This window comes from Peptidiphaga sp. (assembly GCF_057238965.1).
In genome coordinates this window covers 1-14853 of record NZ_DBHHEV010000061.1, presented here as the reverse complement: position 1 = coordinate 14853, position 14853 = coordinate 1, and the positions used below count along the sequence as shown (strand labels likewise).

Genomic DNA, 14853 nt, shown 5'->3' with positions numbered 1-14853 from the left:
GGGCACGTGAAGCGGCTGCGGCTCATTCGCGCGATGGTCGAGGTGCTCGGGGCATCGATCGAGCAGGTGCGAAAGATTCTTCGGGCGGCGGACGACGCCGATCGCGACCCCCTCTTTGCGATGTCGGAGGCGACGGCGGCTTTGCCGACGGTGAACGGCCCGGCGGCGCGCGATTCGAAAGTGCGTGAACTGCTTGCCCGAATAGGGTTTGAGAGGATTGTGCGCTCGCAGGACGCGAACGCCGAGGCGGTGGTCGAGCGGCTCTCCGCCGCGATCGACTTTTGCGAAAAGCTCGGCGTGCCCATGGACGAGGGCCAACTGAGAGTCTACGCCGGAGCTGCCTTCGAGATGGCCGAAAGCGATTTCGCCCGCATACCCGAGGGGGAAGGGGCGGTCGAATTCGCCGTGCTCGGCACCGTGTCCCGCGAGCCCGTGCTGTTGGCCATGCGGCGGGCGGCGCATCAGGAAATCGGACACCGGGCAGCCTCCGGTCTGAAAGAGAGCGGCGCCCCCTCCCTCGGCGAGTGAGCCGGGCCGTTCGGCCGGCGAGGGCGTTCGGGCTGGCGGACGCATTCGGTTGGCGACGGCGTTCGGCCGGTGATGGCGTCCGACTGGCACAATGTTTCCATGCACGTGCGCGACTTCTCAGAGGACGAACTGCTTGGATTGATCCGTCCGCATCTGCCGAGAGCCGAGGGAATCGAGGTGCCAAGCGGGGACGATTGCGCAGTGATCGGCCTGGCGGCGGGCAATGTCGCGATCTCCACGGACATGCTCGTCGAAGGGTCGCATTACCTTCCCGAGTGGTCCACGGGGTACGACGTCGGATGGCGGGCGGCCATGCAGAACGCCGCCGACGCCGCGGCCATGGGCGCCCGCCCCGTCTCCTTCGTTGCGGCCCTCAGCGTGCCCGGCGATCGCGACGTGGAATGGCTCGTCGAGTTCGCGCGCGGCATGGGCGAGGCCGCCAGACGCGTCGGCGCCGGCGTCGACGGCGGGGACCTCACCCGGGGCCCCGCAACGGCGGGAGTGACCGTCGTTGGCGACCTTTCCGGCCGCCCGCCGATCCTGCGGTCCGGGGCAAGGCCGGGAGACCGCCTCATCCACTGCGGAGTCCTCGGGTGGTCAGCCGCCGGCCTGCACTTTCTCAGGAGCGGCGCCGTCGCTCCCGAATGCGCAAGCGTCCTGCCCGCCGAGGGCGAGCGTTCCACCGCGCCGAACGGACGGGCCCCCGACGGGGCGGAGGCCGTCGTCGCGGTCTACAAGCGCCCCAATCCGCCCGTCGCCCTCGCCTTGGCCGCCTGCGCCGCAGGGCGGATAGGCGCCCTCATGGACGTCTCCGACGGGCTGGTGCGCGACGCCTGGCGCATGGCCGAAGCCTCGAATGTGGGCATCGACATAGATCCGGCTGCGATCAAGTGCGACGTCGACGGCCTGGTGCGTGTCGGCGTGAGGCGCGAGCTTGCCGAAGGCATGGTCCTCGGCGGGGGAGAGGACCACGGATTCCTTGCGACGACGTCGAATTCCGTGCCCGAAGGGTGGCGGCAGATCGGCTTCGTGCACGAGCTTGGCCCCGGGGACGAAAGGGAGGCGGGAGGTTTCGTGACCTATGGTGGCCGGAATATTCCGAGGGTGACTGGGTGGGATCATTTTCGCGCTGAGCGTGTTTAGCTTTACTCAATGTAGGCGAATGCTGATAGTGTCGAAACCACGATCGAAAGGAAGCACAATGCAGTTTGTTACTCTGAACAACGGTGTGAAGATGCCCGTTCTCGGTTTCGGTGTATATCAGATTCCGCCGTCGGACACCGAGCGGGCGGTTTCCGAGGCGCTCGAAGTCGGATACCGGCATATCGACACGGCTGCCGTCTACAAAAACGAGGAAGCCGTCGGCAAGGCGATAGCGGCGAGCGGAATTCCGCGGGACGATCTTTTCGTCACCACCAAGGTGTGGATTTCCGACGCCGGCGAGGATGCGGCCCGCGCGGCTTTTGAGCGTTCGGCGGAGAAGCTCGGCCTCGACGTCGTCGATCTTTACCTCATTCATCAGCCTTTCGGCGACGTCTACGGCTCTTGGAGGGCACTGGAGCGCCTGAATGAGGAGGGCCGCGTCCGTGCCATCGGCGTGTCTAACTTCCACAACGATCGGCTGGCCGACCTCATTGCTTTCAACCGCGTCGTTCCGGCTGTCAACCAGGTCGAGACCCACCCCTTCCTCCAACGCTTCGCCGACCAAGAATTCATGGCGGGCGAGGGCGTGCAGATCGAATCGTGGGCGCCCTTCGCCGAAGGCCGCAACAATCTGTTCACCAACCCGACCCTCTCGTCGATTGCCCGCGCGCACGACAAGTCGGTTGCGCAGGTGGTCCTCCGCTGGCTCATCCAGCGAGGCGTCGTCGTCATTCCCAAGTCCGTCAGGCGCGACCGGATGGAGGAAAACTTCGACGTTTTCGACTTCGAGCTCGCCGATTCGGACATGGCCGTCATCACGACGCTGGAGAAGGGCGAACCGCTCTTCATTGACCATCGCGATCCCGCGGCCGTCGACGCGCTCAAGGGCATAACAGTCGAGTGACGGCTGCCGGGCCGCCTTCAGGCAAACGGCAGCAAAAAGGGGCCGTTGTTCGGCCCCTTTTTCGCGCGCGTCGCGCTCAGCGGCGCGGAGCGCGCTCGATCTTGCCCGCCTTGAGGCAGGACGTGCAGACGTTGACGCGCTTGCGAGCGCCGTTGACGAGGGCGCGAACGCGCTGAATGTTCGGGTTCCAACGGCGGCTGGTCCGCACGTGGGAGTGCGAGACGCGCTTGCCGAAGCTCGGGTGCTTGCCGCAAATTTCGCAGACAGAAGCCACGATTGTCTCCTTCGTACGCTGACGGGACGCCAGCGGCGTCTCTTTTCTGTGTCGCCGACTCCGTGCCACCAAACGCCGCATGGTCCTCAAAGGCCATACCCTTGCCTTCGGCGGCTGCATGCTTTCGGGCCGCTCGGCGGCTGGGCGTCGATCGGCGGCCGTGTGCCAGGTGACGGCAACCCGTCAATTGTAGCCGTGGTTGCGTTTCGTGTCCAAGCGAGCGTGGCGGTGGCATCCGACACTCTCCGGTAGTCTGGGACAGTCGGAACGGCTGACTGAGGACGCCGACGGCGGATCTTGAGGCCGTCGTCGATTTCGTCCCCGTCCGAATCTGCGGCCGTTCGGCTGGTTCGGACGTCCGGTTGGCGCGGGCGCCGGCGGGAGCGTCGGCGCAGCGAAACGATGCGATCGAGAAAGGTTTGTGCCATGGTTCGTGAGGCGGTCGCCTCTGACGGCTGGAGCGCTCTCGAACGCCCCCTAGAGCGCGCACTGGGAAAGCGCGCGGCCGCGGCTCTGGCGAAACTCGAACTTCGCACCGTGGGCGACCTTCTGGGCCACGCCCCCTTCAGATTGGCCCATCGCGGCGAGCTCATGCCGTTGGCCGACGTCCGCGAGGGCGAGGCGGCCACCGTAGTGGCCCGAGTGACGGACTCGAGGATGCGGCCGATGAACTCGCGGCGAGGCCACATCCTCACGGTCCGCGTCGCCGACGGCGTGAACGAGCTCGATCTGACCTTTTTCGGCAAAAGCCCGCGCACGCTCGAATTCCACGCCAAGCGCCTGGCTTCCGGCGTCGTCGCCAGCTTTTCGGGGACCGTCTCCTCGTACCGAGGCGGCCTCCAGCTGACCCATCCGGAATACGAGCTCGTCGAAGACGAGTCCGACGTAGCCAAGCTCGCCCGCCCGATTCCGATCTACCGCGCCACGGACCGGCTTCCCTCGTGGCACATTCGGAAGGCCGTCCAGTCCGTTCTGCAGTCCCTCGCGCCTTCGGACGTCCCCGACCCGCTCCCCGGCGAGTACCTGGCGGCCCATCGACTGCCTTCGAAGTTCGAAGCCATGCGCGCCCTGCACTGCCCGGAAGACGACGAAGAGTGGCGCGCGGCCCGCCTGCGAATGGCCCACGAGGAGGCCTACGTTCTGCAGGCCGCCCTGGCTCAGCGCTCCCATCGCGCGCGCGAGCGGGCCACGGCGCCCTTCCCCTTGGCGGACGGGGGCCTGCTCGCCCAGTTCGACGCCGACCTGCCCTACGAGCTCACGTCGGGACAGAGGGAAGTGTCCGCCGACATCGCCGCCGATCTGGCCAAAACGGCGCCGATGCGCAGGCTGCTGCAGGGCGACGTCGGCTCGGGAAAGACGGTCGTGGCGCTGCGGGCAATGCTCCAGGTGCTCGACGGAGGCGGTCAGGCCGCGCTGCTCGCGCCGACCGAAGTGCTCGCCTACCAGCACATGCGCACGATCGAGGCGCTCGTCGGCCCGCTCGCGCCGGTCGAACTCCTGACGGGCTCGCTCCCGGCCGCCCAGCGCCGCCGGACGCTGGCCCGCATCGCCTCCGGCCAGGCGGGGCTCATCGTGGGCACGCACGCGCTCTTCTCAGACGACGTCGCGATTCCCTTCCTGGGGCTCGCCGTGGTCGACGAGCAGCATCGCTTCGGGGTCGACCAGCGTGACGCGCTGGCGGGAGAGGGCGTCCACACCCTCGTCATGACGGCCACCCCGATCCCGCGCACGATCGCCATGAGCGTCTTCGGCGACCTCGACGTCTCCGTGCTGCGCGAGCTTCCCGCGGGCCGTGCGGAGGTCTCCACGACCGTCGTCCCGGCTTCGAAGGAGGCGTGGGTCGAACGCGTGTGGGAGCGTCTGGGGGAGGAGGTCCGCGGCGGAGGGCGCGCCTACGTCGTATGCCCCCGCATCGAGGACGACGACGAAGGGCTGCCGCTCGCCTCGGTCGCCGATGTTTCGGCGGAGCTTCGCGAAAAGAGCGCGCTCGCCGGAATCGGGGTCGGGACGATGCACGGGCGCATGTCCTCCGAAGAGAAAGCCGAAGCCATGGAGCGCTTCGCTTCGGGGCGCGATCCGATCCTCGTGTCGACGACCGTCGTCGAGGTCGGCGTAGACGTTCCCGAAGCCACCGCGATGGTGATTTTGGACGCGGACCGCTTCGGCCTGTCCCAGCTGCATCAGCTGCGCGGCAGGATCGGCCGGGGGACGGCGCCCGGCGTGTGTTTGGCCGTCACGTCGGCCGAAAAGGGGAGCCTCGCGCTCAGACGGCTGGAGGCCTTCGCCTCAACGACCGACGGCTTCGCCCTGGCGGAGCTCGACCTCCAGCTGCGAAGCGAGGGGGACGTGCTGGGGGCGGCCCAGGCGGGGCGAGGCTCGCACCTGCGCTTCCTGTCCGTCGCCAAAGACAGAAAGGTCATCGAGACGGCCAGAGCCGCCGCGCGCGAGGCGGTGGCCGCAGACCCCGAGCTCGCCGAGCACCCGGCCCTCGCCGACGCGGTGGCGGCCATCGACGCGGGGAGGGCGGACTATCTTGAGCGGGGATGAGCCGCCTTGAAGGGAGAGGAGCTCTCTTGAACGGGGACGGGGCTCGGCAGGCCCGCTGCCGCTCCGGCGGCGTCGACCTCGACGGGTCGGCGAAGCGGAGGAGGCGTGAAAGGCGAACGGACATGGAATGCGAGGAGTTATGACCCGGATAGTCGCGGGCGCCGCGAAAGGGCGCACGATCAAGGTTCCGGCCAGCGGCACGCGCCCGACGAGCGAGCGTGTGCGCGAAGCCCTTTTCTCACGGCTTGACCACCTCGGATACATCGAGGGATGCGCGGTGCTCGACCTCTACTCCGGCTCTGGGGCCCTCGGCCTGGAGGCAGCCAGCCGCGGCGCCGCCTTCGTCGAGTGCGTCGAATCCTCCCGCAAAGCCGCGGAACTCATTCGAGCCAACGCCAGGGCCCTCAATCTCCGGGCCAAGGTCAGCTGCATGCGGGTCGAGTCCCGGCTGGCCGACCCGTCGCAGACGGCTTTCGACGTCGTCTTCCTCGACCCTCCCTACGACCTTGACGAAGGGCGGCTCGCGGCGGTCCTGGCCCGCCTGCCCGGCGTCCTCGCGCCCGACGGCGTGGCCGTGGTCGAAAGGTCCTCGCGCTCGCCGGAGCCCGCCTGGCCCGCGGGTTTTGCGACGACCGACGAACGCGCCTTCGGGGATACGCGCATTTTCAGCGTTTCGCCCGCTAGGCTTGACGCATGACCATCGCCGTGTATCCCGGATCCTTCGATCCCGTCACCCTGGGGCACGTGGACATCGCCGTGCGCGCCCGCGCCTTCGCCGACGAAGTGATCCTCGCCGTCGGCCTCAACGCCTCCAAGCGGCACGCGTTCGACCCCGCTCGGCGGCTGGCTATGGCCGAGGCGGCCGTCGAAAGGCTCGACGGCGTGCGCGCCGTTCCCATGCCCGGCCTTCTCGTGGACTTGTGCAGAGAGCTCGGCGCGGACGTCGTCGTCAAGGGGCTGCGGGGCGAAGCCGATTTTTCCGCGGAAAAGCCCATGGCCCTCATGAACCGCAGCCTGACGGGCATCGAAACGGTCTTCGTCCTGGGCGACCCCGTCTTGGCGCACATCGCCTCCTCCCTCGTCAAAGACGTGGCGCGGCACGGAGGGGACGTCACAGATCTTGTACCGCCGGGCGTGGCAGAGGCCCTCGCCGGCATTCATCGCACCGAGGAGCAACAATGACTTCACCCGACGCCGCCTCCGTCGTCGACATTCTGGACCAGCTGATCGACATCGTCCGCTCTGCGAGGTCCGTGCCCATGTCGGCCTCGGCAATGGTCAACAGATCGCAGGTCGTCGAGCTGCTGACGACCGCGCGCGACATTCTTCCCGATCAGCTCGTCGAGGCGGACGGCCTGCTCGCCGAAGTCGACTCGGTGACGGCGCGCGCGCACGACGAGGCCGCCCGCATTCGCGAACGGGCCGAGCACGACGCCGAGGACATCGTCGCCCAAGCGCGCGAGCAGGCCGCGCGCCTGGTTTCCCAGGACGCTGTGACCGTCGCGGCGAAGTCCCAGGCGCAACGGATCATCGACGACGCAACGAACCAGGCCGAGACGATGAAGAAGGGCGCGGACGAATACTCGGACGAGCGCCTGCGCGAGCTGCAGGACCAGGTGGCCGAGCTCGGCAACTCCATGGACGCGCTTTCCCGCGAGTTTCAAGGGAAGATCGACGTCGTCCTCGGCCAGGTCAAGGCCGGGCGCCGGGTCATCGCCGAGCGGCAGGGGGAGATCGATCCCGTGGACGAAGGAATGGAGTACGAGGAGGACTCGTGGACGTGAGAAGCCCCTTCGTCGTCGATCTGGCGTCCCTTCCGCGGCAGGAAGGCGCTTCGATTGAGTGGGAGCGCACGCTTGACGCGCCCGCGGACCTGGGCACGGAGCTGATCGGCGTTCCCGAAGGCAGCCCGCTCGACGTGCGGCTGACCTTGCAGTCGGTTTCCGAAGGCGTGTACGTCGGCGGGTCCGTCGCCGCCCACGTCGTCGGCGAGTGCGCCAGATGCGTGCGCCGCTTCGAGTACGACGTCGACGAGGCCGTCGGCGAACTGGCGTTCTATCCCGAGAGGAGGCTCGCCCTCATCGAGGAGGGCGACGAGGAAGCCGAGGAGTTTCCCGTCATCGAGGACGGCCACGTGGACGTCGAGCCCGTCCTGCGGGACGCGATCGTCCTTTCGCTCCCGTTCACGCCGCTGTGCGAGCCGGATTGCCAAGGCCTGTGCTCCGGCTGCGGCAAGCGGTGGGACGAGTTGCCCGACGACCATTTCCACCCCCTGCCGACGAACGAGGACGACCCGTTGGCGGCCCTCGAAGCCAAGCTCCGCGGAGACATGGAACGGTGAGCTATCGCGAACTCGTCGAACGGTGGGGCGTAGACATAAACCGCCCCCTGCTCAGGCTCGCCCTGACGCACCGTTCCTTCGCCTTCGAGCACGGTGAGCCGCACAACGAACGGCTCGAATTCCTCGGCGACTCCGTTTTGGGATTCATCGCCGCGGACAAGGTCTTCCGCGAGTTTCCAGACTCGCGCGAGGGCGACATGTCGCGGATGAAGACCTTCGCCGTCTCCGAGAAAGCCCTCGCCTCGATCGCACGGGAGCTGGAGCTCGGCCGCTTCATACGTCTGGGGCGCGGCGAGGACCTCAGCGGGGGCCGGGACAAAGACTCCATCCTCTCCGACACCGTCGAGGCGCTTATAGCCGCTACCTACCTTCAGCACGGCTTGGACGTGGCGCGAAAGACAGTCGAGAGGCTCGTGGCGGCGAAAATCGAGGACGCGTCGCTTTTGGGGCCCAACCTCGACTGGCAGACGAGCTTCGAGGAGGTCGCGCACGAGCGCGGGATGGTCGGATCCCTCCAATTCGAGCTCACGAGCGAGGGCCCCGACCACCGGCGCGTCTACACTGCCGTGGCCTCGATGGGCGGACGCGTGTGGGGAGAGGGCACGGGAAGCTCGAAGAAGGCCGCGCGGCAGGCTGCGGCGCAAGTCGCCTACCGCGCTATCACGGCCGAAAATGGCGATTAACCGCGAATGTGTAATGCCGTTCCCGTGTAGGTATGATAGAAGCAGGTCCGTGTAAAGGGGAGTGTATGGCATCAGACGATGACATCAGAGTCATGATCATCGACGATCACGAAGTGGTGCGCCGAGGCATCGCGGAAGTCGTCGACCGCATGGACGGCCTCATCGTCGTCGCGGAGGCCGGAAGCGTCCAGGAAGCGATCCGTCGCGGGGAGCTTGTCCACCCCGACGTCGCGCTCGTCGACCTCCGCTTGCGAGACGGCACGGGAATCGACATCATCCGCCGCCTCACAGAGGCCGTTCCGGACACGAAGTGCATCGTGCTGACGTCCTTCGACGACGACGAGGCGCTCGCCGAGGCCCAGGCCGCGGGCGCGAAGGCGTACCTCCTCAAATCCGTGCGCGGCGCCGAGATCACGGAGAACATCAAGGCAGTGGCCTCGGGAAGGGTCCTTCTCGACGAGCGGACCGTGTCGAGGCGCAGAGCCGACCACGCCGACCCCACCGCCGACCTCACCCCTTCCGAGCGGAGGGTCCTCGAGCTCATCGGCGACGGCCTTTCGAACCGCGAGATCGGCGACCGCCTGGGTGTGGCAGAGAAAACCGTCAAAAACCACATCACCTCGCTCCTGTCGAAAATGGGGCTTCAGCGCCGCACGCAGGTCGCCGCATGGGTCGCCGGCCAGCGAGCGGCCGGTTGGCGCCACGGCTCGTAGCCGGGCATACGGGGGCATTGCGCGTGCCGTGCCGGAGAGGGCCGGCCGCGATTCCTGAGGCCCGTCTCTAAAGCGGCGACGGCAGACGGCGTCGGCCAGCCAGCCCGGCCTCATTCGACGAGCGCCGTCCATTCGATCTTCGTCCCTCCGCCGTTTTCGCCGCCGCTGCCCGGACGGATGGAAAAGGTGCCGTGGTGGCGCCGCGCACGGGCGGCAAGATTCGACAGCCCCGAGCGCCGGCTGAGGTCGCGGCCGATGCCCTGCCCGTCGTCGATCACCGTGACGGAGACCCTGTGGTTTTCTATCGCGATTTCGACCTCCACGGATGTGGCTCGCGCATGTTTGGCTGCGTTGGCTATGCATTCGCGCACGACTGCGACGACGTCGTCGGCCACGTCGGCCCCGAGTTCGTCGTCGATCTCGGTGTGAAGCCCCCCGTCAACCGCAGTGCCGAGGTTGACGATCCGCAGCGTCGGGCGGAACCCCAGGAGTTTCGCGCCGTGTTCGTCCTCTCGGCGCAGCCGCGAGACGATCGGCGCCGTCGCCTGCGGATCGCGAAGCGAGTAAATGATCTGCCGGATTTGCCCCACGGATTCGTCGATCGAATTGATGGCGTTGTCGAGGCTTTCAAGGGCGGTTTCCGGCGCGGCCCCCGAGGCCGCCAGGTCGTTGCGCACGGCCGTCAGCTCCATGCCCGAGGCGAAGAGCTGCTGTATGGCCAGATCGTGGAGGTCGCGAGAGATCTGGGCGCGCTCCTCCAGCTGGGAGGCCTGGGCTTGAATGTGGCGGGCGTCGGCCAGCTGCAGGGCGAGCGCGGCCTGCTTTGCCACGGCCTCGGCCATGGCGAGGTCGGACAGGTCGAACTCCTGTTTGTCCTGCGCGCGCAGGAGGATGATGACGCCCATCGTCGAGCCTTTGGCGACCATGGGCGCGTAAAGTGCGCTTCCGTAGGAGGCGAGCATCGGAACCTGCAGGTGAGCTTGGCGCGACATCGAGTCGATGATCATTCCCTGCCCGTCGCGGATGACGCTCTGCGCGCGTCCCGTCGGGGGAAAATCGACGCCGACGATGTCGGAGGTGCCTTCGCCGTCGGCTATCTCGCAGGTCCATGCGCCGGCAACGCCCTCGAGGACGATGAGCGCGACGTCGGCCTTGGCCACGCGCCGCATCTCGTACGCGATGAGCGCGAGGACGTCCTCCTCGTCCTTGCCCTCGAGAAGGGCCGTGGAAATGGCGCGAGAGGCGGCGATCCACTGCGCCCTGACCACGGATTCGGCGAACAGCCGCGAATTTTCCACCGCGATGCCTGCCGCTCGGGCCAGCATCGTGATCGCTTCGCCGTCGTCGTCTGAAAAGCCCCCATCCTTGTGGGCGAGATAAAGGTGCCCGAAAGAGCGCCCGCGCACCATGAGCGGCACGCCGAGGAAGTTGTCCATGGGCGGGTGGTCGTCGGGCCATGGGGGATCGGGGAATTCCTCGGCGAGGTTGTTTCGGATGATGTAGGCGTCGTCAGGCATCTCGCCGAAAAGCCCGTACCCCATGGGGGGATGGCCGATGAGCCCGCTGGACATCGAATCCACGCCCGAATAGACGAGCTGGACCGTGTTTCCTCTGAGGTCGAGCACCGAGAGCGCGCCGTAGCGGGCTCCCGTCAAGGTCGCCGCGGATTCGACGAAGGCCTGGAGCGCCGAGTAGCGGTCCAGCCGCGAGGTCAGGTCGAGGGCCCTTCTGAGAAGCTCGCTTGGGTCGATCATCGGCTGCTCTCCTCTCGTGAAAGCGACCATCGGTAGGCGGGAAGCGAAGCGGCGAGCTCGTCGTGGGCGCCTTGCGCGAGAACGCGGGCCTTTTCGCCGACCTTGTCGAGGACGACGACGGAATCGACCCCTTCGAGCGCTGTCAGGCGGTGTGAGACGAGAATGACCGTCTTGCCCTCCGTGGCTGCAAGGTCTCGGATGAGCGCGTCCGCCGTCTCCCCGTCGAGGTGCTCGGCCGGCTCGTCGATCAACAGGAAGTCTGCGGCGGAAGCGAGTGCCCGGGCGAGGAGGAGTCGCCTGCGTTCGCCTCCCGAAACCGTCGTCGCCTCGGCGCCGAGGACGGTGTGGACGCCGTCGGGAAGCTCCGCCAGCCACGGTCCCAGCCCCGCTTTGACCAGCAGCCCGGCGGCCTCCTCTTCCGACACATCCCGGCGGGCAACCCTCAGGTTCTCCAGGATGCTCGTCGCGAACAGGTGGGCGTCCTCGGCCGTCAGCGTCAAAGACGTCGAGACTTCCGCGCGCGGGATGAGATGAACAGGCCTGCCGCCAAGCAGGACCGACCCCGCCTTGGGCTCGAGCATCCCGGCGAGTGTGTAGAGAAGCGTCGTCTTGCCTATTCCCGACGGTCCGACGACGGCGAGGGACGAGCCGCGCTTGACTGCGAGGTCGATGGGGGCGCTCAGCTCGGGTCCGCCCGGCCAGCCGATGACGAGGCCCTTTGCAACCAGGCTCTCGGCGCCGGTCCCCGTCTCGGCGGGGCTGGACGCGGCGAAGCTCCCGGCGGTCCGGCGCGTCGCGGCGCCCGGCTTCGCGACATCCGCGTTTGCTCCGGAGCTTGTCGGCGTGGATTCGGCGGGATCGGTGGCCTGCGCGCCGTCAAGCAGGTCGAGTATCCGTTTCGAAGCCGCCGCCGATCGAACGAGCTGCACGGCCGCCTCGCCGAGGGGATCGACCGCTTCGAAGGCCGCGAGCGGCACGAGGGCGACGATTGCCAGCTCGACGGGCGTGAGGGCGCCGCCTGCCACTTCGCCTCCGCCGACGACAAGTGCGGCGAGGACGGCGCATCCCGTTGCCAAGGTCTCGATTGCCGAGAAGAGGGCGCCCGGCCTGGCGGCGGCGTCGCGATTGGCGAAGATCCTTCGTTCGGCGTCGTCCAAAGCCGACGCGAGAGCGCCCATCCGCCCGGAGACGCGCAGTTCGTCGCTGGATTCGAGCATGGTGAGCGAAAGCGCGGCGAGCTCCGCCCTGTCCTCGACCTGCTGGATTTCCGCCAGGCGCGCTCCGCGCATCGACGCGTACGGGCCGACAAGGCCCGCTGCGGCCAGGCAGCAGGCGAGCGTCAGGGCGACGGCGGGGGAGAAGAAGGCGACGACTGCCACGCTTGCCGCCGAGGCGAAGACCGCCACGGCGATGGGCAGCAAAGCGCGCACCACGAGGTCGCCGACGGCCTCGACATCCCTGCCCGTGCGCGCCAAAAGGTCGCCCCGACGTATCCGCGTCACCCTGTCGATGCGCGAGTCGGCGAGCCTCGAGTAGACGGCCGACCGCAGATTCGACATGCCTCGAAGCGCCACGGAGTGGCTCGTCAGCTGCCGAAGGTAGCGGAAAACGGGGCGGCTCGCGCCGAAGGCTCGGACGATTGTCGCCGCCAAGGCCAGGGAGGCCACGAGCGGCGTCTGCGAGGCGCGGGCGATGAGCCAGGCGGAGACCGCTGCAAGCCCGACGGCGCACACGAGCGTCGCAACCCCCGTGACGACGGACCAGGCCAGCGGGGCCTTCGCGACGCCGAGCAGGGCAAAGACGCGCCGCAAGGCGATGCGCTCCGATTTGGGCAGCGCCTTCATCGCCCTCCTCCCGTCGACGTCGGGTCCGTCGCGCCGTTTTCCGCCGCTTCGGCTGCTTCCGGGGCCTGATTTCTTTCGGGGGCGTCGCTTCTGGCTGCGACGTCGATCACCGCATCGGCCTCCTCGATGAGCGCCGACCTATGGGCGACGGCGAGCACCGTGTGCCCCGTTGCGCGCAGCTCGCGCACTGCGCGTGCGACGAGCTCTTCGGAGGCCGCGTCGAGGTGGGCCGAAGGCTCGTCGAGAAGCACGAAAGGCCGAGGTTTCACAAGGGCGCGCGCAAGCGCCAAACGCTGTCGCTGACCCACCGACAGGCCGGCCCCGCCGTGGCCGATTCTGGTGTTCCAGCCGTCGGACAGACAGGCCACGACTTCGTCGAAACCCGTGACGGACGCCGCCCGTTCGAGCTCGCCTCCGAGGGGGCAGCCCATGTTCTCGAGCACCGTCCCGGGAAGGATCGCGGGCCTCTGGGGAACCCACGAGATCTGCCGCCACAGGCTCTCCTTCGAGATGCATTCGATCGGCGTGCGCCCGATCCTCGCGCTTCCCGACGTCGGAGAGACAAGCCCTAGGACGACGGCCGCCGCGGTGGACTTGCCCGCACCGGACCTCCCGCGGAGAACCGTCACTTTGCCGGGCTCGATGCGGGCCGTCAGATCGAAAGGGGCGACGGTTGCGCGTCCCGGGGAGGCGACGCTGAGCCGGTCGAAGACCACGGGCGAGACAGCCAGGTCGGGGCAGGGCAGGTCCGAGGCCGCCTTCCCCGGAGCCTCCGATTGTCGCGAAGCCTCTGCCTCCCCCTCGCTTTCGAGCACGTCGAAGACGCTTTCGGCTGCGGCGACGCCGTCGGCGGAGGCGTGGAACTGCGCCCCGACCTCCCGAAGCGGCTTGAAGCACTCGGGGGTGAGCATGATGATCGCGAGGCCGGAGAAGAGGTCGAGGCCGCCCCCGACCATGCGCAGGCCGACCTCGACGGCGACGAGCGCCGTCGACACCGTCGTAAGAAACTCCAGGACGGCCCCCGAAAGAAAGGCGACGTAGAGCGTCTTCATCGTGGTGCGGGCGTAGGAGTCGCCCAGGTCCCGCACGCGTTTGCGCGGCGCCGTTTCGCGGCCGAGCCCCTTGAGGGTGGACAGGCCGGCGAGAAGGTCGAGGAGTTGGGAGCCCAGGCGCTGCATGGCTCGCAGGCGCTCTTTTGAGTGCGCCTGCGTCATCTTCCCCACGAGGATCATGAATATCGGGATGAGCGGCAGGCAGACGAGGATCGCGACGGCGCTGATCCAGTCCAACCACACGACGGCTGCAAGGGTGGCCGGCGTCGCCAGGCACGTGAGGATCAGCTGCGGAAGGAACCTGACAAAGTACGGTTCGAGCGCGTCAAGGCCCTCGGTTGCGAGCGTGACGGTCGAGCTTGTCTTCCCGTCGGCGAGCCAGCGCTGCCCCCTTCCCGCCGCGGAATCGAGGACAAGTCCGCGCAGTTGCGCGATGGTCCGCAAGGCCGCGCGATGGCCTGCCGCCTCCTGCGCGTATCCCACGAGCGCCCTCCCCGCAAACGCCCCGGCGACGAGGCCCAAGGGCAGGCCGAGGCCCGCCGGGGAGCCGCCGCCCGAAACGAGCCGGGCGAGCGCAGCCGCCGTCGCGCAGCACTGGACGACGGCGAGGATCGTCGTCGCCATGCCCGCGGCCACAAGAAAGGCCATATAGGCCCTGGCCGAACGCGCGTGGCGCAAAAGTCGGGGGTCGAGGGGCTTCACTCATCTGTCCTTCGGTCGATTCCCCCGTACCTTATCGGACGACGGCGCCCGCCAGGGCCAGGCCCGGGCTCAAGGGCCTCACGCGTTCTCGAAGCTCCGGACCTTCTTGGGCTCGACGGAGATGCGCCGCGAGAAAACCTTGTACGACCAAACCGTGTACCCGAGGACGATCGGAACGAAGACAAGCGCGGCGGCCGACATGATCGTCTGCGTGTTGCCGGTGGCCGCGGCTTGAGCGAGAGTGAGGGAGTAACGCGAATCCACGGATGACTTGAGGGCGTCGGGGAAGATCGTGGACCAGATGAAGACCACTGCCAAGGCGCTGGCGAGGAAATGGGCCATGAAGGCCGCGCCCTCGCGGTCCTTGT

The 14853-nt window shown here is 68.0% G+C and carries 15 protein-coding genes; 10 read left to right on the top strand and 5 right to left on the bottom strand.

Annotation, left to right across the window (positions count from 1 at the left end):
* From ACO48X_RS07990 to ACO48X_RS07980, 3 genes are all read left to right on the top strand, one after another.
* The coding region (locus ACO48X_RS07990) for a MerR family transcriptional regulator (protein ID WP_485001555.1) at positions 1-528 on the top strand (528 nt) is incomplete at its 5' end.
* 99 nt (positions 529-627) lie between these two features.
* Positions 628-1671, top strand: a complete 1044-nt coding sequence (gene thiL / locus ACO48X_RS07985; RefSeq protein WP_485001554.1) for a thiamine-phosphate kinase — start codon at positions 628-630, stop codon at positions 1669-1671.
* Between the two features lie 58 nt (positions 1672-1729).
* The gene (locus ACO48X_RS07980) at positions 1730-2575 is read left to right on the top strand and encodes an aldo/keto reductase (RefSeq protein WP_485001553.1); all 846 of its coding nucleotides are present in this window, start codon (positions 1730-1732) and stop codon (positions 2573-2575) included.
* Positions 2576-2651: 76 nt separating this feature from the next.
* On the opposite strand, the gene rpmB is transcribed toward ACO48X_RS07980, so the two are convergent.
* Entirely contained in the window at positions 2652-2849 is a 198-nt protein-coding gene (rpmB, locus tag ACO48X_RS07975) for a 50S ribosomal protein L28 (RefSeq protein WP_040323192.1), read from the bottom strand.
* 426 nt (positions 2850-3275) lie between these two features.
* Here rpmB and ACO48X_RS07970 point away from each other — a divergent pair, with 426 nt between their 5' ends.
* The 7 genes from ACO48X_RS07970 to ACO48X_RS07940 all read left to right on the top strand — a co-directional run bounded on the left by ACO48X_RS07970 (position 3276) and on the right by ACO48X_RS07940 (position 9133).
* Positions 3276-5396, top strand: coding sequence for an ATP-dependent DNA helicase RecG (locus ACO48X_RS07970; RefSeq protein ID WP_485001552.1), 2121 nt, complete (start codon positions 3276-3278; stop codon positions 5394-5396).
* A 139-nt stretch (positions 5397-5535) separates the two neighbouring features.
* Positions 5536-6093, top strand: coding sequence for a 16S rRNA (guanine(966)-N(2))-methyltransferase RsmD (gene rsmD / locus ACO48X_RS07965; protein WP_485001551.1), 558 nt, complete (start codon positions 5536-5538; stop codon positions 6091-6093).
* Positions 6090-6578 (top strand): pantetheine-phosphate adenylyltransferase, encoded by a 489-nt coding sequence (gene coaD / locus ACO48X_RS07960; protein WP_485001550.1) that lies wholly within the window; start codon positions 6090-6092, stop codon positions 6576-6578. Before rsmD ends, coaD begins: the two co-directional genes overlap by 4 nt.
* Positions 6575-7180, top strand: coding sequence for an ATP synthase subunit B family protein (locus tag ACO48X_RS07955; protein WP_485001549.1), 606 nt, complete (start codon positions 6575-6577; stop codon positions 7178-7180). The genes coaD and ACO48X_RS07955 overlap by 4 nt, the downstream gene beginning before the upstream one ends.
* Entirely contained in the window at positions 7171-7737 is a 567-nt protein-coding gene (locus ACO48X_RS07950; protein WP_485001548.1) for a YceD family protein, read from the top strand. Before ACO48X_RS07955 ends, ACO48X_RS07950 begins: the two co-directional genes overlap by 10 nt.
* A complete protein-coding gene (gene rnc / locus ACO48X_RS07945; protein ID WP_485001547.1) occupies positions 7734-8420 on the top strand; it encodes a ribonuclease III in 687 nt (228 codons plus the stop codon). The genes ACO48X_RS07950 and rnc overlap by 4 nt, the downstream gene beginning before the upstream one ends.
* A gap of 65 nt (positions 8421-8485) precedes the next feature.
* Positions 8486-9133, top strand: a complete 648-nt coding sequence (locus ACO48X_RS07940; protein WP_485001546.1) for a response regulator — start codon at positions 8486-8488, stop codon at positions 9131-9133.
* Between the two features lie 110 nt (positions 9134-9243).
* On the opposite strand, the gene ACO48X_RS07935 is transcribed toward ACO48X_RS07940, so the two are convergent.
* The 4 genes from ACO48X_RS07935 to ACO48X_RS07920 form a co-directional block, all read right to left on the bottom strand.
* Positions 9244-10887, bottom strand: coding sequence for a sensor histidine kinase (locus ACO48X_RS07935; protein WP_485001545.1), 1644 nt, complete (start codon positions 10885-10887; stop codon positions 9244-9246).
* Positions 10884-12731, bottom strand: coding sequence for a thiol reductant ABC exporter subunit CydC (gene cydC / locus ACO48X_RS07930; RefSeq protein WP_485001544.1), 1848 nt, complete (start codon positions 12729-12731; stop codon positions 10884-10886). Before cydC ends, ACO48X_RS07935 begins: the two co-directional genes overlap by 4 nt.
* Positions 12728-14485, bottom strand: coding sequence for a thiol reductant ABC exporter subunit CydD (cydD, locus tag ACO48X_RS07925; RefSeq protein ID WP_485001543.1), 1758 nt, complete (start codon positions 14483-14485; stop codon positions 12728-12730). Before cydD ends, cydC begins: the two co-directional genes overlap by 4 nt.
* A gap of 78 nt (positions 14486-14563) precedes the next feature.
* Positions 14564-14853, bottom strand: a 290-nt coding sequence (locus ACO48X_RS07920; RefSeq protein ID WP_485001542.1) for a cytochrome d ubiquinol oxidase subunit II, incomplete at its 5' end; no start/stop codon positions are given.